The organism is Tepidicella baoligensis (genome assembly GCF_013432195.1).
GTDB classification, from domain to species: Bacteria; Pseudomonadota; Gammaproteobacteria; order Burkholderiales; family Burkholderiaceae_C; genus Tepidicella; species Tepidicella baoligensis.
This window is the reverse complement of sequence record NZ_JACCDB010000001.1, coordinates 438698-461394: the sequence shown is the minus strand read 5'-3', so window position 1 is coordinate 461394 and position 22697 is coordinate 438698. Positions and strand designations below refer to the sequence as shown.

General features: G+C 61.0%; 21 protein-coding genes. 6 read left to right on the top strand and 15 right to left on the bottom strand.

What is annotated here, in order from left to right:
* Nucleotides 1–32: 32 nt before the first annotated feature.
* Complete coding sequence (gene pilB / locus HZS63_RS02145) at nt 33–1763, bottom strand: type IV-A pilus assembly ATPase PilB (protein WP_180682534.1); 1731 nt, start codon at nt 1761–1763, stop codon at nt 33–35.
* Nucleotides 1764–1925: 162 nt separating this feature from the next.
* Between pilB and accB the strand changes: the two genes are divergently transcribed.
* The 5 genes from accB to HZS63_RS02120 are packed head-to-tail and all read left to right on the top strand — an operon-like array spanning nt 1926 to nt 6533.
* Nucleotides 1926–2375, top strand: coding sequence for an acetyl-CoA carboxylase biotin carboxyl carrier protein (gene accB / locus HZS63_RS02140; protein WP_180682364.1), 450 nt, complete (start codon nt 1926–1928; stop codon nt 2373–2375).
* A 13-nt stretch (nt 2376–2388) separates the two neighbouring features.
* A complete protein-coding gene (gene accC / locus HZS63_RS02135) occupies nt 2389–3738 on the top strand; it encodes an acetyl-CoA carboxylase biotin carboxylase subunit (RefSeq protein ID WP_180682363.1) in 1350 nt (449 codons plus the stop codon).
* Between the two features lie 19 nt (nt 3739–3757).
* Nucleotides 3758–4636, top strand: coding sequence for a 50S ribosomal protein L11 methyltransferase (prmA, locus tag HZS63_RS02130; RefSeq protein WP_180682533.1), 879 nt, complete (start codon nt 3758–3760; stop codon nt 4634–4636).
* Between the two features lie 7 nt (nt 4637–4643).
* Complete coding sequence (locus tag HZS63_RS13965) at nt 4644–5627, top strand: DUF3426 domain-containing protein (RefSeq protein WP_246316082.1); 984 nt, start codon at nt 4644–4646, stop codon at nt 5625–5627.
* Nucleotides 5628–5645: 18 nt separating this feature from the next.
* The gene (locus HZS63_RS02120; RefSeq protein ID WP_180682362.1) at nt 5646–6533 is read left to right on the top strand and encodes a carbohydrate kinase family protein; all 888 of its coding nucleotides are present in this window, start codon (nt 5646–5648) and stop codon (nt 6531–6533) included.
* Nucleotides 6534–6594: 61 nt separating this feature from the next.
* On the opposite strand, the gene HZS63_RS02115 is transcribed toward HZS63_RS02120, so the two are convergent.
* The 11 genes from HZS63_RS02115 to HZS63_RS02065 form a co-directional block, all read right to left on the bottom strand.
* Nucleotides 6595–7485: a hypothetical protein gene (locus HZS63_RS02115; protein ID WP_180682361.1), complete on the bottom strand. Its 891-nt coding sequence runs from the start codon at nt 7483–7485 to the stop codon at nt 6595–6597.
* 207 nt (nt 7486–7692) lie between these two features.
* Complete coding sequence (locus HZS63_RS02110) at nt 7693–8868, bottom strand: ribonucleotide-diphosphate reductase subunit beta (protein WP_180682360.1); 1176 nt, start codon at nt 8866–8868, stop codon at nt 7693–7695.
* A gap of 121 nt (nt 8869–8989) precedes the next feature.
* Nucleotides 8990–11872, bottom strand: a complete 2883-nt coding sequence (locus HZS63_RS02105; RefSeq protein WP_246316108.1) for a ribonucleoside-diphosphate reductase subunit alpha — start codon at nt 11870–11872, stop codon at nt 8990–8992.
* A 484-nt stretch (nt 11873–12356) separates the two neighbouring features.
* On the bottom strand, nt 12357–12656 hold the full coding sequence (locus tag HZS63_RS02100; RefSeq protein WP_219339050.1) for a nucleotidyltransferase family protein: 300 nt from the start codon (nt 12654–12656) through the stop codon (nt 12357–12359).
* Between the two features lie 43 nt (nt 12657–12699).
* A complete protein-coding gene (gene ampD / locus HZS63_RS02095) occupies nt 12700–13293 on the bottom strand; it encodes a 1,6-anhydro-N-acetylmuramyl-L-alanine amidase AmpD (RefSeq protein ID WP_180682358.1) in 594 nt (197 codons plus the stop codon).
* Complete coding sequence (locus HZS63_RS02090; protein WP_180682357.1) at nt 13232–15316, bottom strand: type IV pilus modification PilV family protein; 2085 nt, start codon at nt 15314–15316, stop codon at nt 13232–13234. Before HZS63_RS02090 ends, ampD begins: the two co-directional genes overlap by 62 nt.
* A gap of 33 nt (nt 15317–15349) precedes the next feature.
* Entirely contained in the window at nt 15350–16564 is a 1215-nt protein-coding gene (locus HZS63_RS02085) for a pilus assembly PilX N-terminal domain-containing protein (protein ID WP_180682356.1), read from the bottom strand.
* Between the two features lie 10 nt (nt 16565–16574).
* Nucleotides 16575–17336 carry a prepilin-type N-terminal cleavage/methylation domain-containing protein gene (locus tag HZS63_RS02080; protein ID WP_180682355.1) on the bottom strand — a complete coding sequence of 254 codons (762 nt, stop codon included), beginning with the start codon at nt 17334–17336 and terminating at the stop codon, nt 16575–16577.
* Nucleotides 17330–17833: a GspH/FimT family pseudopilin gene (locus HZS63_RS02075; protein WP_180682354.1), complete on the bottom strand. Its 504-nt coding sequence runs from the start codon at nt 17831–17833 to the stop codon at nt 17330–17332. Before HZS63_RS02075 ends, HZS63_RS02080 begins: the two co-directional genes overlap by 7 nt.
* A 35-nt stretch (nt 17834–17868) precedes the next feature.
* On the bottom strand, nt 17869–18264 hold the full coding sequence (locus tag HZS63_RS14110; protein ID WP_219339049.1) for a type IV pilin protein: 396 nt from the start codon (nt 18262–18264) through the stop codon (nt 17869–17871).
* On the bottom strand, nt 18216–18704 hold the full coding sequence (locus HZS63_RS02065) for a prepilin-type N-terminal cleavage/methylation domain-containing protein (RefSeq protein ID WP_246316081.1): 489 nt from the start codon (nt 18702–18704) through the stop codon (nt 18216–18218). The genes HZS63_RS14110 and HZS63_RS02065 overlap by 49 nt, the downstream gene beginning before the upstream one ends.
* Nucleotides 18705–18935: 231 nt before the next feature.
* On the opposite strand from HZS63_RS02065, the gene HZS63_RS14210 reads away from it, so the two are divergent.
* The gene (locus tag HZS63_RS14210) at nt 18936–19322 is read left to right on the top strand and encodes a prepilin-type N-terminal cleavage/methylation domain-containing protein (protein WP_180682352.1); all 387 of its coding nucleotides are present in this window, start codon (nt 18936–18938) and stop codon (nt 19320–19322) included.
* A gap of 373 nt (nt 19323–19695) precedes the next feature.
* Here HZS63_RS14210 and HZS63_RS13950 read toward each other — a convergent pair whose 3' ends face one another.
* Genes HZS63_RS13950 through HZS63_RS02045 form a run of 3 tightly spaced genes read right to left on the bottom strand, consistent with a single transcriptional unit; the run spans nt 19696 to nt 22580 of the window.
* Complete coding sequence (locus HZS63_RS13950) at nt 19696–20061, bottom strand: nucleotidyltransferase family protein (protein ID WP_180682351.1); 366 nt, start codon at nt 20059–20061, stop codon at nt 19696–19698.
* The gene (locus HZS63_RS02050; protein WP_180682350.1) at nt 20058–20474 is read right to left on the bottom strand and encodes a nucleotidyltransferase substrate binding protein; all 417 of its coding nucleotides are present in this window, start codon (nt 20472–20474) and stop codon (nt 20058–20060) included. Before HZS63_RS02050 ends, HZS63_RS13950 begins: the two co-directional genes overlap by 4 nt.
* 54 nt (nt 20475–20528) lie before the next feature.
* Nucleotides 20529–22580, bottom strand: a complete 2052-nt coding sequence (locus HZS63_RS02045) for a PhoX family protein (protein WP_180682349.1) — start codon at nt 22578–22580, stop codon at nt 20529–20531.
* Between the last annotated feature and the right edge of the window lie 117 nt (nt 22581–22697).

Sequence of the window (22697 nt, the reverse complement as noted above, 5' to 3'; positions counted from 1 at the left end):
AGTGTGGTTGCTCGGCCTCTGGAGGCCGGGGTTTAGTCGTTGGTGCAGCCCAGCACTTCTTCCAGAGACGTGATGCCCAGTTTAACCTTGCGCAGCCCCGATTCGCGCAAAGTGCGAACACCCTCTGCTTGGGCTTGCGCGGCAATCTCCAGGGCACTGCCGCCGCGCAGGATGATCTGCTGCATCGCTTCCGTGATCGGCATCACTTGATAGATGCCCATGCGGCCCTTGTAGCCGTTGTTGCAGGCGTTGCAACCCACCGGCCGGTAAGGTTGCCAGGAGCCGTCCAGCTCTTCGGGGCGAAACCCGGCGTCGAGCAAGACCTGTTCCGGCAGGTCCTCCATGGGTTCCTTGCACTGCTTGCACAAGCGCCGTACCAGCCGCTGCGCCGTGATCAGGTTGACGCTGGAGGCGATGTTGAACGGCGCAATGCCCATGTTGAGCATGCGGGTGAGGGTGGTGGGCGCGTCGTTGGTGTGCAGGGTGGACAGCACCAGGTGGCCGGTCTGGGCGGCCTTGATGGCGATGTCGGCGGTCTCCAGGTCTCGGATCTCACCGACCATGATGATGTCCGGGTCCTGGCGCAGGAAAGCCTTCAAAGCCGCCGCAAAGGTCAGCCCGGCTTTTTCGTTCACGTTCACCTGGTTCACACCGGGCAGGTTGATCTCTGACGGGTCTTCCGCCGTCGAGATGTTGACCCCAGGCTGGTTCAAGATGTTCAGGCAGGTGTAGAGCGACACCGTCTTGCCCGAGCCGGTGGGGCCTGTCACGAGCACCATGCCATAGGGTCGATGAATGGCTTGCAGCAGCTTTTCCTTTTCATCCGGCTCATAGCCCAGGGCATCGATGCCCATCTGCGCGCTGCTCGGGTCCAGGATGCGGATCACGATCTTTTCGCCGAACAAGGTGGGCAGGGTACTGACCCGGAAGTCGATCACCTTGTCCGGTCCCACCTTCAGCTTCATGCGCCCGTCTTGCGGCACACGCTTTTCGGAAATGTCGAGCCTGGAGATCACCTTGATGCGTGAAGCCAGCTTCTCTTTCACCGCAACCGGCGGTGCAGCGATCTCACGCAGTTCGCCGTCGATGCGAAAGCGCACCCGGTACGTGTGCTCGTAAGGCTCGAAGTGCAGGTCGGATGCGCGCATCGTGTAGGCATCGAGCAGCATCTTCTGCAAAAACCTGACGACCGGGGCATCCTCCACCTCGGCCGATACCTTGTCGGTGGCGTCCGCCGGCGCCATTTCGATGCTGCTTTCGTCGAACTCGAAATCGCCACCCACGATGTGCTCGATCGCTTCGCTGGCGCTGGCCGTGACGCTGTCGATCAGCTTGTTGAGCTTGTCCACCTCGGCGATGACCCAGTCCACACCGAGCTGGGTGGCGAATTTGACCTTTTCGGCTGCCTGCTGGTCGGAGGGATCGGCGGTGGCCACCGTGACGCGGTTGTGGCGCCGGCTCAGCACCACCAGGCGAAACTGCTTGGCCATGCGGGGGTCCAGGATGTCCTTGGGCAGTCGGTGGACGTCCACCGCGTCCAAATCGATCAGCGGCGCTGCAAACGCCGTCGACACGGTGTGGGCCAGATCGCGAGCCGACACCGCCCCGCTGCTGATCACCTCGGCAATGAACCCGGTCTGGCGCGCCTGCGCTTTGGCATAGATCTCCTCGGCCGTTTTCTGGGTCAGGATGCCCGAGGCGATCAAGGCCCTGGCCAGCCCGGGCAGGGCCATGGAGGTCACGCTGATGTCCTCATCCGCCATGGTGTTCAACTGGGGGTGCAGCGAGGTCAATGGGGTGGGCAATGGGGTGGGTCGAAGACGGGCCGGGTTTTTCGGGGTTGCGGGACTTCGTGTATATTCCCGCCTACTTCTGCACTGATGCGGAAATTTTGAAGCATTTTAGGTGCAATTTCTGGAGAAAACATGGATTTGCGCAAACTCAAGACCTTGATCGACCTCGTCTCTGAGTCGAATGTATCCGAACTCGAGATCACCGAAGCCGAAGGCAAGGTTCGCATCGTCAAGAGCGCACCCGTGGCCGCCCCCGCTCCCGCCGTGACCGTGCTCGCCCCCGCCACCCAAGCGGCGGCACCGGCCGCCACCGCAGCCCCGGCTCCTGCTGCCGAGCCCGAAATCAAGGGGCACATCGTCAAATCACCCATGGTTGGCACGTTCTACCGTGCCCCCAGCCCCGGCGCCAAGCCTTTCGTCGAGGTGGGCCAGCAGGTCAAGGAAGGCGATCCGATCTGTATCGTCGAAGCCATGAAGATCCTCAATGAGATCGAAGCCGACAAGTCCGGCGTCATCACTCAGATTCTGGTCGAAAACGGGCAGGCCGTCGAATACGGGCAGCCCCTGTTCGTGATCGAGTGAGGGTTTGTCGCTCATGTTCAAGAAAATCCTGATCGCCAACCGCGGCGAAATCGCACTGCGCGTGCAGCGCGCCTGCCGCGAGATGGGCATCAAGGCGGTCATGGTCTATTCCGAGGCCGACCGCGACGCCAAGTACGTCAAGCTCGCGGACGAAGCGGTGTGCATCGGCCCCGCGCCTTCGGCGCAAAGCTACCTCAGCATGCCGGCCATCATCTCGGCGGCCGAAGTCACCGACGCCGAAGCCATCCATCCCGGGTATGGCTTCCTCTCGGAAAACGCCGACTTTGCCGAGCGCGTGGAAAAAAGCGGCTTCGTCTTCATCGGCCCCACGCCCGAGTCCATCCGCATCATGGGCGACAAGGTCTCGGCCAAGCAGGCCATGATCCGTGCGGGGGTGCCGTGCGTGCCCGGTTCGGAGGGTGCCTTGCCCGACGACCCCGCCACCATCAAACGCATCGCCAAAAGCATCGGCTACCCCGTCATCATCAAAGCGGCGGGTGGCGGCGGTGGCCGCGGCATGCGCGTGGTGCACACCGAAGCGGCGCTGCTGCATGCGGTACAGACCACCAAGGCCGAAGCCGGGGCCGCCTTCGGGAACCCCGAGGTCTACATGGAGAAGTTCCTCCAGAATCCGCGTCACATCGAGATCCAGGTATTGGCCGACAACTACCGCAATGCGGTGTACCTGTACGAGCGCGACTGCTCCATGCAGCGTCGCCACCAGAAAGTGATCGAAGAAGCGCCGGCTCCCGGCATTCCACGCCGCCTGATCGAAAAGATCGGCGAGCGTTGTGCCGCTGCCTGCAAGAAGATCGGTTACCGGGGGGCCGGCACGTTCGAGTTCCTGTATGAAAACGGCGAGTTCTACTTCATCGAGATGAACACCCGCGTGCAGGTCGAGCACCCCGTTACGGAAGCCATCACCGGCATCGACATCGTGCGCACCCAGATCGCGGTGGCCGCCGGGGAGAAGCTGCCCTTCACCCAGCGCCAGATCCAGGTCCGCGGACATGCCATCGAGTGCCGCATCAACGCCGAGGACCCGTACAAGTTCACGCCCTCACCCGGTCGCGTCACCACCTGGCACATGCCGGGTGGGCCGGGCATTCGGGTGGACTCGCACGTCTATGCCAATTACATGGTGCCGCCCAATTACGACTCGATGATCGGCAAGCTCATCGCCCATGGCGATACCCGGGAGCAGGCACTGGCGCGCATGCGCACCGCGCTCGCGGAAACCGCGATCGAGGGCATCAAGACCAACGTGCCCCTGCACCGTGAACTCATGGTGGACGCCAACTTCGAGGCCGGCGGCACCAACATCCACTACCTCGAATCCTGGCTGGAACAACGTGACCGCTGAATCCACGCCTGCGGCGCGCCTGTTCGAGCTGGTGCTTCTGGCGCCGGAGGAAAGCCTCGAGCACCTGACCGATGCGCTCGACGCGCTCGACGCGCTGAGCGTCTCGGTGGAGGATGCCGATGCCGAAACCCCAGCCGAGCAGGCCCTCTTCGGCGAGCCGGGAATGCCGGCTCCCAAGGCCGGCTGGCAACGCTCCCGGGTGGTGGCTTTGTTTTCCGACCAGGCCGGTGCCGACGAAGCGGCGGCCCTGCTGCGACTGCAGGACTTTTTCGACGGTTGCGAGGTCGTGGGCATCCGGGCCGTGGCCGACGAGGACTGGGTGCGTCTGACGCAGTCCCAGTTCGCGCCGGTGGACATCACCCCCGGCTTCTGGATCGTGCCGAGCTGGCACGAGCCCCCGGCCGATGCCCGGCAGGTCATCCGCCTGGACCCGGGCCTGGCCTTCGGCACGGGCACCCATCCGACCACCCGGATGTGCCTGCGCTGGATCGCGCAGCGCGACCTGACCGGCCAACGTGTGCTCGACTACGGTTGCGGCTCCGGCATCCTCGCCATCGGGGCCGCCAAGTTCGGTGCCCAGGAGATCGTGGCGGTGGACATCGACCCTGCGGCCGTGGAGGCCACGCGCATCAACGCCAGCAACAACCACGTCAACCTGGAGGCCGGGCTGCCCGAGCTCGCCACCGGGCGGTATGACGTGGTGCTGGCCAACATCCTGGCCACCCCCCTGAAAGTGCTGGCGCCCTTGCTGTGCAGCCATGTGCGAGCGGGGGGGCACCTGGTGCTGGCCGGCATCCTCGAACGCCAGGCGCAGGAGCTGCAAGAGGCGTATGCGCCCTGGGTGCAGCTGGGCATCGCCGACCAGGAAGACGGCTGGATCCTCATGACCGCGCAATAATCGCGGCATGAGCTTCATCACGCGCTGTCCGGCATGTTCCACCTCGTTCAAGGTGGTGTCCGATCAGCTCAAGATTTCCGATGGTTGGGTGCGTTGCGGGCACTGTCACCACATTTTCGACGCCACACTGGATCTCCAGCCCTGGTGGCCCGGGGTCGAGGAACCCCCGGCCACGACCCCAGCACCCGCACCCGCGCCCACGCCCACGCCCACGCCCACGCCCACGCCCACGCCCACGCCCGCGCCCGCACCCACACCCACACCCGCGCCCGCGCCCACACCCACACCCACACCCACACCCACACCCACACCCGCGCCCGCACCCGCACCCACACCCGCGCCCGCGCCCGCACCCCTTGCCTCTGAGCCGTTTCCCGAGGAGCCGGAGCCGGAGCCCAATCCCGAACCGCCCGTCATCTCGCCCCCGCCTGCCTCCCCAGACCTTCCGCCCCCCGAAGCCGGGCCCCAGCCTGTGCCGTCCTTCGTCCGCCAGGCCCAGCGCCGGGCTTTTTGGCGCCAGCCGTGGGTCAGGGCAGGGCTGCTGCTGCTGGTGCTGCTCTTGCTCGCCTTGCTGGGCGCCCAGGTGGCCCATCACTGGCGGGATCAGCTGGCCAGCCGCGTACCGGCCTCGCGCCCGGTGCTGGAAACGCTGTGCGACTCGCTGGCCTGCGAGGTCGCCTCGCCCCGGCAGCTCGACGAAGTCGTCATCGACAGCTCGGTCCTGTTGCGGCGTGCGCCCGGGCGTTACAGCTTCAATGTGGTGGTGCGCAACAAGTCTGACCTCGAAGTGGCGGCGCCTGCTCTGGAGCTCACGCTCACCGCCCTGAACGACGAAGTCCTCGTGCGCCGGGTGCTGCTGCCGCACGAGTGGCCGCGCCCGGTCGAGACCTTGCCACCCGGCGCGGAATGGCCGGTCCAGTTCGATCTGGCGCTCGACGCGCCGAGCGATCAGGTCATGACCGGCTATCGTGCCATTCTGTTCTACCCCTGAAACCCCTGCAACGGCCCCATGTCCATCCTCATCTGCGGTTCCCTGGCTTTCGACACCATCATGACCTTCGAGGGCCGTTTTGCCGAGCAGATCCTGCCGGATCAACTGCACATCCTCAATGTCTCTTTCCTGGTCCCGGGCTTGCGCCGCGAGTATGGGGGCTGCGCAGGCAACATCGCCTACGGCTTGCGCCAGCTCGGGGCGCCGGCGCGTCCAGTGGCCACGCTCGGGGCCGACGGGCAGGACTACCTCGAACGCCTCACGGTCATGGGGGTGGACACGCGGCACGTCCGCCTCGACGAGGCGCATTACACCGCTCAGGCCATGATCATGACCGACCGCGACAACAACCAGATCACGGCGTTTCACCCTGGTGCCATGGGGCAGGCGCACCTCAACCCCATCGAGGCGGCCGATGGCGCGGTGATCGGCATCATCTCACCCGATGGCCGGGAGGCCATGCTCCAACATGCCGAGCAGCTCAAGGCGCTGGGCGTGCCGTTCGTGTTCGATCCGGGTCAGGGGCTGCCCATGTTCGACGGTGAGGAGCTCCTGCACTTCATCGACCTGGCCGATTGGGCTGCCCTCAACGACTACGAGGCCCGTTTGCTCAGCGATCGCACCGGGCTCGACTACGCCGCGCTGTCGAGCCGTTTGCGCGGGCTCGTCATCACACTGGCCGACCAGGGATGCGAGGTCTGGCAGGACGGGAGCTGTACCCGTGTGCCGGGGGTGCCGGCCACGGCTGTGGTGGACCCGACGGGTTGTGGCGATGCCTTTCGCGCCGCCCTGCTGCACGGGCTGGCCCAGGGCTGGGATCTGACGCGCTGCGTCGCCTTGGGCAACCGCATGGGCGCGACCAAAATTGCCTCCCGTGGGGGGCAGAACTACCGCCTGGAGGTCTGAGCCGGACGCCAAAAAGCCCACGGTTGCCCATGGGCTTGACCAGGCGGCAGAGCCGTGTGGCTCAGGGTTTCTTGGTCGTCGGGAAGGGCCAGGCTGCCTGCGGGTTCAGCTTGGTCTGGGCTGCAGGGGAGGGGGCCGCCTTGGGTTTGGGCGCGGCTTTCTTCTCCACGGCCTTCGTCACTTCGGCCACCTTTTTCGCGACGGCCTTCTTCACGGCCTCGGCTTTCTTCTCCACGGCCTTCGTCACTTCGGCCACCTTTTTCGCGACGGCCTTCTTCACGGCCTCGGCTTTCTTCTCCACGGCCTTCTTGACTTCGGCCACCTTTTTCTCGCCGGCCTTCTTCACGGCCTTGGCGTTCTTCTCCACGGCCTTCTTCACTTCGGCCACCTTTTTCTCGACGGCCTTTTCCTCTTTGGCAATGGCCTTCTTGGCGGTGGTCACTGTCTTTTTCACGGCCTTCTTGACCTCGGCCACAGCCTGGACCACAGGCGCTACCGCTTTCTTGGCTGGTGCAGCCTTCTTCGCGGGCGCAGCCGCTTTTTTCGCCGGGACCGCTTTCTTCGCGGGCGCAGCCTTCTTCGCCGGCGCAGCCGCTTTTTTCGCCGGGACCGCTTTCTTCGCGGGCGCAGCCTTCTTCGCCGGCGCAGCCGCTTTTTTCGCCGGTGCGGCCTTCTTCGCGGGCGCAGCCTTGGCCGGTGCGGCCTTCTTTGCGGGTGCCGCTGCGGCTTGGGCCGGGGCCGCTTTCTTTGCAGGGGCCGCCGCTTTCTTGGCGGGTGCCGCTGCCTTCTTGGCCGGTGCGGCCTTCTTTGCGGGTGCCGCTGCGGCTTGGGCCGGGGCCGCTTTCTTTGCGGGGGCCGCCGCTGTCTTGGCGGGTGCCGCTGCCTTCTTCGCCGGTGCGGCCTTCTTCGCGGGCGCCGCCTTGGCCGGTGCGGCCTTCTTCGCAGTTGCCATGTTGTTCTCCTTGATCAAGTTGCCAAAAGCGCTTGACCTCGGACGATTCCGGGCAAGCGATTCAGCACTCGGACCACCGGCATGCACGACACGCCCGGCCCTCCCGAGTGTTGAATGGGGGAAACCACCCCGGCCACCAGCATGGTGGCCATGTCAACGGGGGGGTTGTGAAAGGACCGCATGAAAGAAGGCTGTACCGGCGGGGCGTCAATCCCAGGACAGCGCGCCTCCCGACTGGTATTCGATCACCCGTGTCTCGAAGAAATTGCGCTCCTTCTTGAGGTCGATCATCTCGCTCATCCAGGGGAAGGGGTTCTCTTCGTTGGGGAACAGGGGGTCCAGGCCGATCTGCGTGGCGCGCCGGTTGGCGATGTAGCGCAGATAGCCCTTGAACATCGAGGCATTGAGCCCCAGCACGCCGCGGGGCATGGTGTCTTCGGCGTAGCGGTATTCGAGTTCCACGGCCTTGAGGAAGAGCTCCTTGATCTCGGCCTTGAACTGCGCCGTCCACAGATGCGGATTTTCCAGCTTGAGCTGGTTGATCAGGTCGATGCCGAAATTGCAGTGCATCGACTCGTCGCGCAGGATGTACTGGTACTGCTCGGCCGCACCCGTCATCTTGTTCTGGCGGCCCAGCGCCAGGATCTGGGTGAAGCCCACGTAGAAGAACAGCCCTTCCATCAGGCAGGCGAACACGATCAGGCTCTTGAGCAGGGTCTGGTCGGCTTGCGGCGTGCCCGTGCGGAAGTTCGGGTCCATGATGGCGTCGATGAACGGCAGCAGGAACTCGTCCTTGTCGCGGATGGCCGGCACCTCATGGTAGGCGTTGAAGATCTCGCCCTCGTCCAGGCCCAGGCTTTCGACGATGTACTGGTAGGCGTGGGTGTGGATGGCTTCCTCGAAGGCCTGGCGCAGCAGGAACTGGCGGCACTCGGGCGCCGTGATGTGGCGGTAGGTGCCCAGCACGATGTTGTTGGCCGCCAGCGAGTCGGCGGTGACGAAGAAGCCGAGGTTGCGTTTGACGATGCGGCGCTCGTCCTCGGTCAGGCCGTTCGGGTCCTTCCAGAGCGCGATGTCGCGGCTCATGTTCACTTCCTGCGGCATCCAGTGGTTGGCGCAGGTGGCGAGGTACTTCTCCCAGGCCCACTTGTACTTGAACGGCACGAGCTGGTTGACGTCGGTCTGGCCGTTGATGATGCGCTTGTCGGCGGCATTGATGCGCTGGGTGGAGGCCGCCTTGACGGAGCTGTGGGGGGTAGCGTTCGGCGAAGGGGTCGATGGGGTGACGGGGGCATGGGCCGTGGCCGCGTTTGAAGGTGCGGTGACGGGCACAGGGCGCACGGGTTGTAGTGCAGGAGTGCTTTGGTCGTCCCAGGTCAGCATGGTGTATTCCGATCCGATGAATTATGAAATTGCGCAGAAGAATTGCAAGCCTTCCGGTGCAACGCACGCACGGCGCGTCGTGCAGTGTTGCGTGGTTGCATCGGAATGTGCGGTGCGCGGGTCACTGGCAGGCTTCGCAGCCCGGGTCGTCGATCGCGCAGAACTTGATGTCGGTGGCCGGCACCTCGGGCATCGCGGCCCCCAACGCGGCACCCAGCGCAGCGGTTGCGCCAGCGCTCTGCAGCCCGCCGCTGGCGGTGGGCACGGCGTTCAACTGGCCAATGCGGCCGGTGGATTTCTCCGCGTGCGTGGCGCTGGTGGTGCGCAGGTAGTAGGTGGTCTTCAGGCCGCGAATCCAGGCCAGCTTGTAGGTCTCGTCGAGCTTCTTGCCCGAGGCGCCGGCCATATAGATGTTGAGGCTTTGCGCCTGATCGATCCACTTCTGGCGCCGCGCCGCGGCTTCGACCAGCCAGACCGGCTCGATCTCGAACGCGGTGCGGTACAGCTCCTTGAGTTCCTGCGGCACGCGGTCGATCGGCCACAGCGAGCCGTCGAAGTGCTTGAGGTCCATGATCATGACCTCGTCCCACAGCCCCAAGCGCTTGAGATCCTTCACGAGGTAGCTGTTGATGACGGTGAACTCGCCCGACAGGTTGGACTTGACCGACAGGTTGCCGAAGCACGGCTCGATCGACGCATCCACGCCGATGATGTTGGAGATGGTGGCCGTCGGCGCGATGGCGATGCAGTTGGAGTTGCGCATGCCGTCGCGCGCGATCTTGGCGCGCAGCGCGTCCCAGTCCAGGCTGCTGGAGCGGTCCACCTCGACGTAGCCACCACGTTCGCGCGCCAACAGGTCCAGGCTGTCCGGCGGCAGGATGCCGCGGTCCCACAGCGAACCCTTGTAGGTGGAATAGCGGCCGCGCTCGGCAGCCAGTTCGGTGGACGCCCAGTAGGCGTAGTAGCACACCGCTTCCATGGAGCGGTCGGCGAATTCGACCGCCGCTTGCGAGGCGTAGGGCGTGCGCAACTGGTACAGCGCGTCCTGGAAGCCCATGATGCCCAGCCCCACGGGGCGGTGCCGCAGGTTGGAGTCCCGCGCCTTTTTGACCGCGTAGTAGTTGATGTCGATCACGTTGTCGAGCATGCGCATCGCCACCGTGATGGTGCGCTTGAGCTTGTCGTGGTCGAGTTCCTTGCCGGCGGGGCCGTCCTTGAGGTGCTGGGCCAGGTTGACCGAGCCGAGGTTGCACACCGCGGTTTCGGTGTCGCTGGTGTTGAGCGTGATTTCGGTGCACAGGTTGGAGGAGTGCACCACGCCGACGTGCTGCTGCGGGCTGCGGATGTTGCAGGGGTCCTTGAAGGTGATCCAGGGGTGGCCGGTCTCGAACAGCATGGTCAGCATCTTGCGCCACAGGTCCACGGCGGGCACCTTCTTGTAGGGCTTGATCTCGCCGCGTGCGGCCTTTTCTTCATAGGCCAGGTAGGCGCGCTCGAAGTCCGCGCCGACCTTGTCGTGCAAATCGGGCACGCTGTTGGGGCTGAACAGGCTCCACTCGCCGTTTTCCATCACCCGCTTCATGAACAGGTCCGGAATCCAGTTGGCGGTGTTCATGTCGTGGGTGCGGCGGCGGTCGTCGCCGGTGTTCTTGCGCAGCTCCAGGAACTCCTCGATGTCCAGGTGCCAGGTTTCCAGGTAGCAGCAGACCGCGCCTTTGCGCTTGCCGCCCTGGTTGACGGCCACGGCCGTGTCGTTGACGACCTTGAGGAAGGGTACGACACCCTGCGACTCGCCGTTGGTGCCCTTGATGTGGCTGCCCAGTGCACGCACGCGCGTCCAGTCGTTGCCCAGGCCGCCGGCAAACTTGGACAGCAGGGCGTTTTCCTTGATGGATTCGTAGATGCCGTCCAGGTCGTCGGGTACGGTGGTCAGGTAGCAGCTGGAGAGCTGCGAGCGCAGCGTGCCGCTGTTGAACAGGGTCGGCGTGGACGACATGAAGTCGAACGAGGACAGCACCTCGTAGAACTCGATGGCGCGCGCCTCGCGGTCGATTTCGTTGAGCGCCAGGCCCATGGCCACGCGCATGAAGAAGGCCTGCGGCAGCTCGATGCGCTGCTTGCGCACGTGCAAGAAATAGCGGTCGTACAGGGTTTGCAGGCCCAGGTAGTCGAACTGCAAATCGCGCTCGGCCTTGAGCGCGGCGCCCAGTCGCTTGAGGTCGAAGTTGAGCAGCTCGGGGTTGAGCAGCTCGGCCTCCACGCCTGTCTTGATGAAGGTGGGGAAGTATTCGGCATAGCGGGTGGCCATGTCGGCCTGGGTCACCTCCTCGCCCAGCACTTCCTTGAGGATGGTGTGCAGCAGCAGGCGTGCGGTGGCGTAGGTGTAGTCGGGGTCGGTCTCGATCTTGGTGCGGGCGGCCAGGATGGCGGCCTTGTACACCTCGGTCATGGGCACGCCGTCGTAGAGGTTGCGCATGGTCTCGGCCACGATGGGCTCGGCCTTGACGTCCGGGCCCAGGTTGGCGCAGGCCGAGGCGATGAGCGCATGCAGGCGCGGCACGTCCAACGCCACGCGCTGGCCGTTGTCGGTCACATGAAGGGTGGGGGTGGCCGGGGCGGTCTGTTCCGCCTGCTTGGCGGCACGCTCCTGGGCGCGGCGTTCGCGGTACAGCACATAGGCGCGCGCCACCTCGTGATGGCCGCCGCGCATCAGGCCCAGTTCCACCTGGTCCTGCACGTCCTCGATGTGGAAGGTGCCGCCGCCCGGGCGCGAGCGCATGAGCGCACGCACCACGTTCTGGGTCAGCAGCTCCACATCCTCGCGCACGCTGGCAGACGCTGCCCCCTGGGCGCCGCGCACTGCCAGAAAAGCCTTCATCAAGGCGACGGCGATCTTGTTCGGCTCGAACGGCACCACCGCGCCGTTGCGGCGGATGATCTGGTAGTTCTGCAAGGTGCCGGCTTGGGGAGCGCGGGCCGTGGAGGCGCTGTAAGCCGTGGCCATGTGGGCGCCTGATTCGGGGGCTAGGGTGGTGGGTTGCATGGGTCCTCTCGCGAAATGTGTGTGGTTCTGATGATGCACGGCGCCCAGGGCGTGCGCCGGTGGTGGTGCTGCCGGCCAAAGGCAGGCAGATGCAGCAGTGTGGCACTAGGGGTAGTGTGTGCCGCCGTTTCAAAACACTAGGTATAGTGTAGCGGCGGAATTCGCCGGTGTGCCACCCAGCCCACAAAAAAATCGGACAGCGGGGTGGTTGCCCAGAGGCGAGCGAGGTGAGGGTAAGGGAAAGTACGGGGGGTGGCGCCGCTGTTGATGTCTGCTTCCGATGCCGCACGGTCAGCCAGCGCCGCATCTGCCTCAAGCTCTGTGAGCGATTGCATGCAGAACTCCGGTTGGAAAAGCCGCGCTCGAGTATCCAACAGCAGTCTGGTCTCTTTCTGTGTCACTCTGCACAGAAATTGCAGACGCGCGAGCGTTCTTTCATCGAGCCTCAAAGAATCACCCCTTCCTGACGGGCAATGTCGTGAATGGGGAGATTGTTGAGCCCGGGTGCCGCGATCAGCACATCCACCTTGCGCCCATGCATGCGGCGTGAGATTTTGCCGGCCAGGGTAGCTGCCAGCCAGGCCGGGTTGTCGGGCGGCGAACTGAGTTCCAGAAAAAGATCCACATCCCCGCCACGCGCTTCATCGTTCAAGCGGGAGCCAAACAGGCGTACAGGCACATCAGAGCCCATGACTTCACGCGTCATTTGCCGAATCATCAGGATGTCTTCTGGCTGTAGGCGCATTGTCATGACTCGAGCAGGTGGAATGCCATGCCCCTATTGTGGATCAGAAAACCGCAGGCGCAAACCGCTGTGCCGGCCAGCCGGTGAGTTGTTGCAGCAGCGCCCAGTCAAAGCCGGGGCCGGGGTCGTGCTTGCGGCCGGGGGCCACGTGTTCATGGCCCACCACGTGCTCGATGGGGTAGCGGCGGGCCAGGTCCTGACACAGGGTGGCCAGGGCGTGGTACTGGGCCAGCTCGAAGGTGTCGCCTTCCAGCCCTTCCAGTTCGATGCCGATGGAGTAGTCGTTGCAGTTCGGCCGCCCCTGCCATACCGACTGGCCCGCATGCCAGGCCCGGTGTTCGCAGTCCACGAACTGGATCACCTCACCCGTGCGGCGGATGAAAAAATGCGCCGACACCTGCAACCCACGGATGGACTGGAAGTAGGGGTGGGCGTCCCAGTCCAGGGTGTTGGTGAAGAGCTGCTCCACCTCCGGCCCTCCGTACTGGCCGGGCGGCAGGCTGATGGAGTGGATGATAAGCAGGCTCGGCACCACGCCACGGGGGCGTGGGCCGAAGTTATCGGTCCAAACAGAGCTACTGATACGTATACGATCCACCGCTTCTGTGAACGCACTTAACTGGGCTGTAAGGGCCATCCGTGAGGCCAGTGGCTGTTGCCTTCACTCTTACGCAAATGGTTTCTTTATTGTCTACTGTGCCAACATTGTAACTCGTGTTCGTCGTGGTTTGAACGGGATTTGTAGGAACGCAAGATTGAATTGAGTTGCTGTTGCTGTTGGTACATCGCTCTACAACATAATTCTGAGCATTGGCAATAGGGTTCCAAGAAAGCAATTTGGGGGTCGTGTTTCCAGTCCATTGAAGATCAACCTGGCCCAATGAGCCGCAATCGACTTTCGCATCAAAGTTGATTGATATTCCGGTCACATTTGATGGGATGTCAGAAAAATAAATGGAATTCGGTATTGAATTGTTTGCCTGATCATTGACGGCATTTTTACCTCTGATCGAAAAGGCAACGTATTCTCCATTTGGAGTCACGTTGACTTCAGGGTTGTTTGGGCAGAGTGAGCCGCTAGCACTCAAGCCGAATGCAATGGAGCCATTCCAGCTGGGTGCCGTGAATCCAGACCAGTCAATCTGACAGGAGTAGGTGTATTTTCCTGCTGCAGGGGATTCAATCAGTGAAGTCGTGCAGGCGCTGTTGTTGGTATCTATTGAGTTAATCGTAATTCCATTATGTGCAGTAATGGTGCCGGTCAAGAGTGTACTGGGTGCAGGCGGTGGTGAGCCGAGGTTTTGACAGGTGATGCCGTCATTGTTCGAGATACAGTAGAAGCGTCCAGGATTAATATTTGCTGCAACAATTTTTGAATCTGCTGTTTCTGTAACAGTGGGTGGTGAGTTTCCAGCGCCAAGAGAGTTGGTTGGTGAGTAGTTATTCAGTGCAGCAAGCTCAGCCTCACAGGAAGAATTGCTGGCCTGTCCAGTGATGACGGTATGGACAAAATGGTGGTTGGTCAGATGCTGGGGTTTGTATTGATAAGTGGGTTGTCCATTCGGATTTGGGCAGTCGGAATTGACTGTATTGGTTTCGCCTATACCAACGGTTTCATATTTACCTTGAGCCAATGTTCTGTAACCTCGATATGCACGCGTGGTGCTAAGTTGAGGGTGTCTGCTGAAAAGGGTGCCGTTGTTTGATGTGCCTGGGTGACCTACGCAAACACGGTTATTGGTGTTGGCATTGTCAACCCGAACTAATCCAATGTTGCCCCACCATTCAGCCCCGAGATAGCATTGATAATATGTATAAAAGTATTTAATGGAATTTCCTGTTGCCCCACTTGGTAAAACCCAGTTGTTATTGTATGGTAACTTGCTGCAATAAGAAGCATCTGAAGATAAAACATACAGATTTTCGTTTGAAGCAATGGGGGTTCCATTTTTTGCCTCAACAAACAATTTCCCAGAAATGGTGCTGAATGCAGGTGCTTTGGTTTCACAGCTGCGCCTGTTGACAGTGAGAAGCACTTTCCCTGTTGCACTATCGATCAGCTCGAGATTTCCATCGGATGTATAGTGGGTCTTGGTTCCGTCGTTTTGATTTATGCCGTCAAGTGTGATCTTGTTGTCTGTTCCGGGGATCGAATTTGTGTATTGCTGGCCCCCCACTTGACCTCGACCCGTTGGTGTGCGAATGAAACCGGACATCATTGATGCAGCTCCATCTTGCCCAACTTGTGCAGATGTTCCAATTCCTTCGCAAGCCAGAACGCTTCTCAAAACGACCCGGTTTCCAACTGCATTGCACACGCCTCCATCCCAGGTGACGCATACATCGACCGCTTTCCAATTGGCTCCAGACTCAGGGTAAGATGTGATGATCGAAAAGGCGGCGTTGATTCCAGTAAAGCTTGAATTGTTGTTGGCTAATGAAGGATCACTGCAGCCTTTAGATAAAATAAAGTTTCTTGCGGACTCAATATGATCTTGGGCTATTTGAATGGCTTCAGCGCGTGCTTTTGAGGCGCTGGTTCCTTGGAGAAGAATAGCATTGAGTTTAGCGATTCCTATGGCCCCTACGGCCACAATGACCAATGCAACCAATGCTTCTATGAGGATGAATCCATTTGATTGGTGGGAGGAGTTGTTCATGATGGTTCCAGACCTCGCTATGATTCGAGACGTTTAACGCCAGTCGCGCCAGGAGCCTGTAATCCAGCCTGGAGTGCCTGTTTTGTAAGATGCATTTTGTGAAACAAATGGATCGAAAATGATGTCAACACTGCCTGTTGGTGAAATATTGCCGGCGACCACCATTGCGCCCATTATTTTAGGATTGCCGCCACCGGTCACATTGCCGGTTACATAAACAATGCCATGTATGGTAGGTGTTCCTTGAAAACTGACATTGCCATCCACAATCAGTACCACGGGCCGCTCTCTGGTGCCAATCGTGGCATTTGGGAAAACCGTGTCGCCTTCAATAAAAAATGTGTCTCCACGTGCTCCTGCAAGCCCGCCGGCATTGTTAGCGGAGATGATCTGCGAAGGGGCTAGACCAGACTTGAATTCTGAAAGGGATTTTCCAAAATAGTTTTTGAATAATTCACCAGAAGCGAGGTTTCCCAGTGTTGGGTCATTGTCAATAACATCAGGCCCGGTAATGTTTTTGTCTGTAACGCATACATAGTTGGCTGTTGTTGTGCAGGAATTTGGTTCCCCTGGTGGCGTTGTTCCCAATTGCGGTGGCGGAACGGTTGGATTTCGAATAAAGGTTTTTCCCGCATTTCCAATGCTGGTTAGAGGGCCGCCGGACCAAACCGTCAGGTTATTGAAATAGTTCACCACGTTTGCACTGCCACCAACATTCATTGCCCCTTTTGCCGTCAGGGGGTTCGTCGGGGCATTCAGGATCGTGCTTGTGGTGCTGATGCTCTGTGTCAAGAATTGCCGGGCAATATTGTCATCACTCCAACCGCATGCAACAACGGTTGGGGTGTTGAAGTTGTCCGGGGTTGGTGTACTGCATGTGGGTGCGCCTGGCGTGTCTGGACAAGTGGGCAGCGCAGTTCCGGGCTGACAGAAAGCAACAAAGTACTTACTTCCGTTGGGCAGTGTCTCAGAGGGCCCTGCATCAGCTACATTATCGTTGTTTTTGTCAATGCCTCGTGGTGCGGTTGTGACGAAGATCATTGCTCGGTCTAGACCCGCTTGAGCTGCTTCAAATGCTTGTCGATGGCGAACTTCGTTGGCGGACATTCGCTGCTCCAAGATGGCAGTTCTTGATACAACCATAATGAGTATAGTTGCCAAAAACAAAAGCACCACCGAGACCAGCAAGGTGGTCAGGCCACCTTGAAATCTGCGCAAGCGGGGTGTGATTGGAGGGTGGCTTTGCATGGTTGTGTTCTCAAGGTGTTCCTGCAACAACAACTCTGTGGTTGCGTACCAAAACCTGCTGACTCAAATCCATGCGCATCGAGTTGTCGCTGGCCAGCCGAGCACCTAGATTGACAGATACAGTCCTCGTCTCTAATAAATCAACTGGTTTTCCAGCGGCTGCCTGATCGAAAACAGTGCCGCCTCCTGTACAGGCTTCATTATCAGATTCTGAAGTTTGAGTGTTCATGCACTGGTACGTTACCGTGAAATATGGGTTGCCACTCGAATGCGGAATGATGATAATCTGATTGGCATCAGTCAGTGCTTCCCAGCTTCCATTGGTGCAGTTGTTCACAATGCCGGGCCCGCCATTCCGCATCGATAATATGCCATTCTGAACACGAAAGCCTGAATATTCGAAAGGTGATGAGTTGGCCAGGAGTCCGTCGGCATTCATATCGTATGAAAATTCGATACAGCTACCGTTATTGGTGACGATAAGATCAGAAAAGCTTCCGGGATTTCGATTGGTGAATGGATTGTTGACCCCGCCGGAGGCGCTGTAGCCCGCGCGTCTAATTTCATCGACGACCACATCCATTGTGGTTCTCAATGTCATGTTGAGTTTGGCTGCATTGAGCGTATCTCTGACCCTGAGGCTTGTAGTCAGATATGTAGCTGCTGCAGCAATTATGATCAACAGCCCTACTACCATGCCAACCATCAGTTCGATGAGGGAGGCTCCGCGTTGCCGGGATGGCGATGGGAAATCTATGGAAGGGTTCAACATGACGGTATGCCTCCGCCAACATCTCCGCACATTCGAACCCTGCCAAGTTTTGAGGTGATGATTTTCACCTCATAACCCCCGGCGCCAGAAACGGTCAGTGTGTTGCCCGTTCCATTCACGATGCCTCGGCGGCTGTCAAACTGAATTTCCGTGGCTGTTGCATCCAATGTGATCCCTGAAAAGTCGACCGATCTGATATTGTGTTCCATCAGGTTCCCGGCAGGGCCAAACTGGCAGGATCCGGCTGTGTTGCAGTCACAACCTGCAGCGTTGGATATACCAATGCACCAATTGACACCGGGGGCGGCTGTGACCCAGAGATCACGGCTTTGTTTAATGCTCTCGGTGCGAGCATACTGAACTTGTGCGAACACCGCTTCTGCGGCAGCTCTTGTTCGCGCTTGGTCACGCATGCTCAGGAAAGAGGGGGCCGATACACTTGCAATGATTGCAATAACTGCAATGGTGACCAACAGTTCCACCAGTGTGAATCCCATGAGCTTCGTTCGATGCATGGTCTTCCCTATCCGAATCATTTTTTCCAACAGGCGGCATTACCGCCTCGGATGCCGCTTTGGTCGATAGACATCGTTGGGCACGTGTTGTCGTTAGAGATGGTGGCGGTTACTGTGTAGGTGGTGGCCGACAAATTGGAAACGGAAAAGCTCACAAAATCCACGTCTGTCGTACCACACTGGTTATTGTCTGTGCCTGATGGGCAACCCGCATAACTGGGGCTGTTCAATCGCCAGCGTTCCAGGTCTTGTGCAATGTCAAGGATGCCGGCAGCGGCCGCCGCCCGCCTTCCCTGTCTCACATACTCTTGATAGGCAGGGATGGCAATGCTGGCAATAATGCCGATTATTGCAACTACGATCATCATTTCCAGCAGAGTGAAGCCGGATTTTCTGTGGATTTCGACTGGCATCGGTGATTCTCCAATTCAGGTGATCCTAATAGGGGAAAAGCTGTTTTGTGCGTTGGCCCCGACAGGTGTGCGCTGACAAGCGACGAAAGGTTTTTGAGGACGACGTCACCGTCAGCCACAAGGCTGAGCCGGTAGAGGGGGTAAGGGGTGTAAGCCAAGGCGTCACCGGCCCAGAGAATCAGCACTGCGGACCACTGGAGCGTCGGCAGCCAGACCGGGGCGTCCAGCAGGAGGCCGGTCTCCTCCAGCCGGTGGTTGCGGCCGGCGCTGCGCCAATGGAAGCCGAGCGGATCGATTGCCGTGAGGCCGAACAGACGGCTTGGTGGGGCAGGATGTAGGGCCGGCAGCGCGATGGCGGCCAGCATGCCGAGCAGCGCCAGCGCCACGAGGCATTCGGTGAGCGTGAGCCCATGTGGCCGTGTCGCGGTCTGACGCCGCATCGTCCCTCTCTCCCATGGTGATGCGGGCCATCATAGCAGGAGGCCGAGGGGGCGGGCGGAAACCTCAAAGTTTGAGGTGAAATGTTGATGCTGGGCCGTGGCCGCCGCCCCGCCTGGCCGCCTGCGGCAGGGCTGGGCCGCGGCCGCCACAGGCTGGCACGCTTGATGCTTATACGCAAACGGCCTCAAGCACTTTGGGGTTGTTCAACCAACTTTTCGGAGGGGAAACCCATGACACTCAAACAACGTGCCCAGCAAGGCTTTACGTTGATCGAACTGATGATTGTGGTGGCGATCATCGGCATCCTGGCCGCCATTGCCATTCCGCAATACACCGAGTATGTGAACCGTTCGCGCATCAACGCCTGTTTGGCCGAGGCGTCGGCACATGTCAAAGGACGGGCCGCTGCAATTATTTCTGGACTAGACCCGACAGATTATGAAGCAACTCGCAACGACAATGCCTGTGCCCGCGTCGTTGCAGGCAATGCAAACCCAGAAGGTATTGAGAATCTGGACGGTGAAGTAACGTTCGTTGCCCGCGATGCTGGCCCCACAAGGATCACTTGTGACTGGGAAACCACCACCTGCAGCCGAGATGGAGTGCAGACAGAATAGACGTTGACAACGGATAAGCAGCTCTATAAGCTCCTGCGCCATAGCCAAGCTTTCCGCTTCTTCATCGCACGCTGCCCAGCCCTGACGCATGGGCTGGGCTGAGCGCCCGCTGTGAGCGATTCGACGGCCCCTCCAGCCCCGTGCTGCGAGGGGCTTTCCTTTGGGGGACTTTTGCAAAGACTCCAACCCCAAAAAAAACCGCCAAGCCCGAAGGCGTTGGCGGTGTGAATGCGCGGGCTGACCCCGCGCGCTTTCCCGAACCGTGTGGGGGCCTCAGGTGCCGGTGGGCTGGCCGGCGGCACAGTCGCGGCCCAGCTTCTGGCCCACGGCGGCGTCATGGGGGCTTTTCAACGGCCTGTTGAAGCCCTGGGGTTTAAAGCCCGGGGGCATGGCGTACATAGAATGGCCGCCCCACGCGCCTGATGTGGTCAAGCAGTTCGACATGGTCGATGGTGTGTTCCAGCAGGAGGTCCACCTTCCAAGGCAGCAACAGGTCGTCAATTGCCGCATCGAGTACCCAGAGTTCGTGCGCTGCCATGCCTGGTGCCCGGACACACAGGTCTATGTCCGAGCCGGCACGGTGCTTGCCCTGGGCGCGCGAGCCAAACAGCGTCACCCTTTGCACTTGGGGGGTGTTTTCGAATACCTGTTGCAACTTGAGCCAAGCATGTTCGGGAAGCCCCGACTCGGGGAGCCACGGGGCATTGGGTGCAAGTTGGCTGGCGCAAGGCGGTTTCACGACGCTGACAGGCTTTGCATGCGTTGATGAAATGCTTTGAAGAGCGTGTGATAGCTTTCGCAAACCCGTTTGGCGATGTCATCGGCAATCGTCTGGTTGTAGGTGTGGGAAGTCTGGTTGCGGCTTTTGATGGTTTCCATCCAGCCCTCGCCATCGCTGACCAAGCCTTGTTTGAATGCCTCCCGTATGGCGTCTCGTGAGCCGGTGATGTTGTTGTTGCCCTGATAGACGAAATAGTCTTTCATCACGTTCCAGGCCAGCTCGTGGGTGAATTCGAAGGCTTGGATGAGGCCCTGTTTTTCCAGTTCTGAGAGGGGGCGCTGTTGCGCCAGTTGAACGGCTTCAGTGAGCCGCTCAAGGGCTTTGCCGTAATTGGCCAGGCGTTGTTGCCAGCGAATGTCTGGGTTGGGCATGCTCGGGCTGTTGGTGGAATACCGGGTGCCTTGATTGTGCGCCAGAACGCAGCCTCAGGTGCCGATGACGCCGCCGTCCTCCTTAGTGATGACCAGGGTGGCCGAGCGGCCATAGCGGCCCTGGTGGGGCCAGGTGCCGGTGAGCTTGCCGGCGGCAAAGTCGTCGGCGCTGGTGGTGGCGCCGGGGTGCTGCACATTGACGAACATGGTTTTGCCGTCGGGCGTGGTGACGACGCCGGTGATTTCCTGCCCCAGCGGGCCAACCAGGAAGCGGCGCAGCTCGTGGGTGCGCGGGTCGGCGCAGAGCATCTGGTTGTTGCCGAACTGGGCATAGTCGCCCTGGTTCATGGAGCTTTCGCTGATGTCGGTCTGGATCCAGAGGCGGCCGTCCTTGTCGAACCACAGGCCGTCGGGGCTGTTGTGGATCTGGTCGGCGTTGAGGGGCTTGCCGGCGAACAGGGAGTCGTTTTCGGGGCCGCTGAGCAGGAAGATGTCCCACTTGAAGGTGGTGGCGGTGGGGTTGTTGCCGGCTTCCGTCCAGCGGATGATGTGGCCCCAGCGGTTCTTTTCGCGGGGGTTGGCTTTGTCGGTGGTGGTGCGGCCGCTGTTGTTGGTGAGGGTGAAATACACCTGGCCGGTTTGGGGGTCGATGGCGCCCCATTCCGGGCGGTCCATTTTGGTGGCGCCCACGGTGTCGGCGGCAAGCCGGGTGTTGACCAGCACGTCGGCCTGGCTGTTGAAGCGGAACGGGGTCAGCGGGCCCTGACCGAAGACCAGCGGCAGCCATTGGCCGGTGCCGTCGTCGTTGAACTTGGCCACGTACAGGGTGCCTTCGTCGAGCAGGGCGCCGTTGGCCACGCCGGCGGCCTGGCGGTACACGCCTTTGGAGACGAATTTGTAGATGTATTCGTTGGCGGCGTCGTCACCGGAGTAGCAGACCACCGGCTGGCCTTCCACGGCGGGCTGGAAGATCACGCCTTCGTGGGCGAAGCGGCCCAGGGCGGTGCGCTTGACCGGGGTGCTGTTGGGGTTGAAGGGGTCGAACTCCACCATCCAGCCGAAGCCGTTGGCTTCGTTGCGGTAGTCCTGCGTGGGGCTGGCGCCTTGGGCGGTGACGTTGAAGCGGGTGTATTCGTCGGCACCGCTGTCGGCCAGTTCCCAGCCGTAGCGGGAGGTGGCGGGGCGGCTTTCGTTGTGGCGCACGCCGTAACGCGACTGTTCGCGGGTGCGGCCGCTGGCGTTGACCCGGTTGATGAAGTAGCCGGCCCAGTTTTCCTCGGCCATCATGTAGGTGTTCCAGGGCGTGACGCCGTGGGCGCAGTTGTTGAGCGTGCCGCGGGTGCGGGTGCCGTCGGGGCTGTACTTGGTTTTCACGAAGTCGGTGCCGCGCACGGGGCCGCTGATGTCCATGGGCGTCAGGCCGGTGATGCGGCGGTTCAGGCGGCTTTGCACCACGCCCCATTGGCCGTTGGCTTCTTGGCGAATATGGATGACCGAGACGCCGTGCGCATGGAGTTCTTTCAGGCATTCGTCGGCCGGGCGCTTGCCGTTGACCAGCGCGGGCACGGCGTCGCGGCCCAGCTTCTGGCCCACGGCGGAGGCGTGCATGTAGCGCGGCTCCACGTATTCGTGGTTGATGACGAGCAGGCCTTCGGTGGAGCTGCCGTTGTAGGGGTCTTTGCCTTCGATGGGGAAGAAGTGCATGCCGTCGTGGTGGCTGCCCACTTGGTGGCCCTGGTCGGCGCCGCTGTTGCGCAGCGGGTCGAAGGCCGGCAGGTGGCCGGTGAGCGGGGTGCCCCAGGGAACCAGGGTTTGCACCTTGTAGCCCGGGGGAACGACCACGGTGTCGGCGCTGCTCACGGGCACCGCCTTGAAGCCGATGAGGGAGCGGCCAGCCGCCGGTGTGCCGGCCGTGGTGGCACAGCCCGCCAGGCCAGCGCCGCCGAACAGGGCCGCGATGGAGGCGCCCAGCGTGCCCTTGAGCGCGTTGCGGCGGCTGAGGTGGACGTTGAGCACGTCGGCAAAGTGCCGGTTGGCGCTGGTGTTGCTCATGGGCTCGTCGCCGTCGCCGTTGTCGATCACGAGGTTGGAGGGGATGGGGTTCATCGCTGAAGTCCTGGGTTGAAAGGAGAGTGGGTCACTGACGCCGACAACCTTAAGGCCCATTTGTGAAAAATCAGTGAAATCCAGCCCAACAGGCATACCATATGGGGTGTGTTCAAT

Bases quoted from the DNA above. Each gene is read 5' to 3' on its own strand.
- pilB (WP_180682534.1), bottom strand. From the start codon at position 1,763: ATGGCGGATGAGGACATCAGCGTGACCTCCATGGCCCTGCCCGGGCTG.
- accB (WP_180682364.1), top strand. From the start codon at position 1,926: ATGGATTTGCGCAAACTCAAGACCTTGATCGACCTCGTCTCTGAGTCG.
- accC (WP_180682363.1), top strand. From the start codon at position 2,389: ATGTTCAAGAAAATCCTGATCGCCAACCGCGGCGAAATCGCACTGCGC.
- HZS63_RS13965 (WP_246316082.1), top strand. From the start codon at position 4,644: ATGAGCTTCATCACGCGCTGTCCGGCATGTTCCACCTCGTTCAAGGTG.
- HZS63_RS02120 (WP_180682362.1), top strand. From the start codon at position 5,646: ATGTCCATCCTCATCTGCGGTTCCCTGGCTTTCGACACCATCATGACC.
- HZS63_RS02115 (WP_180682361.1), bottom strand. From the start codon at position 7,485: ATGGCAACTGCGAAGAAGGCCGCACCGGCCAAGGCGGCGCCCGCGAAG.
- HZS63_RS02110 (WP_180682360.1), bottom strand. From the start codon at position 8,868: ATGCTGACCTGGGACGACCAAAGCACTCCTGCACTACAACCCGTGCGC.
- HZS63_RS02105 (WP_246316108.1), bottom strand. From the start codon at position 11,872: ATGGCCACGGCTTACAGCGCCTCCACGGCCCGCGCTCCCCAAGCCGGC.
- HZS63_RS02100 (WP_219339050.1), bottom strand. From the start codon at position 12,656: ATGCGCCTACAGCCAGAAGACATCCTGATGATTCGGCAAATGACGCGT.
- ampD (WP_180682358.1), bottom strand. From the start codon at position 13,293: ATGGCCCTTACAGCCCAGTTAAGTGCGTTCACAGAAGCGGTGGATCGT.
- HZS63_RS02090 (WP_180682357.1), bottom strand. From the start codon at position 15,316: ATGAACAACTCCTCCCACCAATCAAATGGATTCATCCTCATAGAAGCA.
- HZS63_RS02085 (WP_180682356.1), bottom strand. From the start codon at position 16,564: ATGCAAAGCCACCCTCCAATCACACCCCGCTTGCGCAGATTTCAAGGT.
- HZS63_RS02080 (WP_180682355.1), bottom strand. From the start codon at position 17,336: ATGTTGAACCCTTCCATAGATTTCCCATCGCCATCCCGGCAACGCGGA.
- HZS63_RS02075 (WP_180682354.1), bottom strand. From the start codon at position 17,833: ATGGGATTCACACTGGTGGAACTGTTGGTCACCATTGCAGTTATTGCA.
- HZS63_RS14110 (WP_219339049.1), bottom strand. From the start codon at position 18,264: ATGCCAGTCGAAATCCACAGAAAATCCGGCTTCACTCTGCTGGAAATG.
- HZS63_RS02065 (WP_246316081.1), bottom strand. From the start codon at position 18,704: ATGCGGCGTCAGACCGCGACACGGCCACATGGGCTCACGCTCACCGAA.
- HZS63_RS14210 (WP_180682352.1), top strand. From the start codon at position 18,936: ATGACACTCAAACAACGTGCCCAGCAAGGCTTTACGTTGATCGAACTG.
- HZS63_RS02050 (WP_180682350.1), bottom strand. From the start codon at position 20,474: ATGCCCAACCCAGACATTCGCTGGCAACAACGCCTGGCCAATTACGGC.
- HZS63_RS02045 (WP_180682349.1), bottom strand. From the start codon at position 22,580: ATGAACCCCATCCCCTCCAACCTCGTGATCGACAACGGCGACGGCGAC.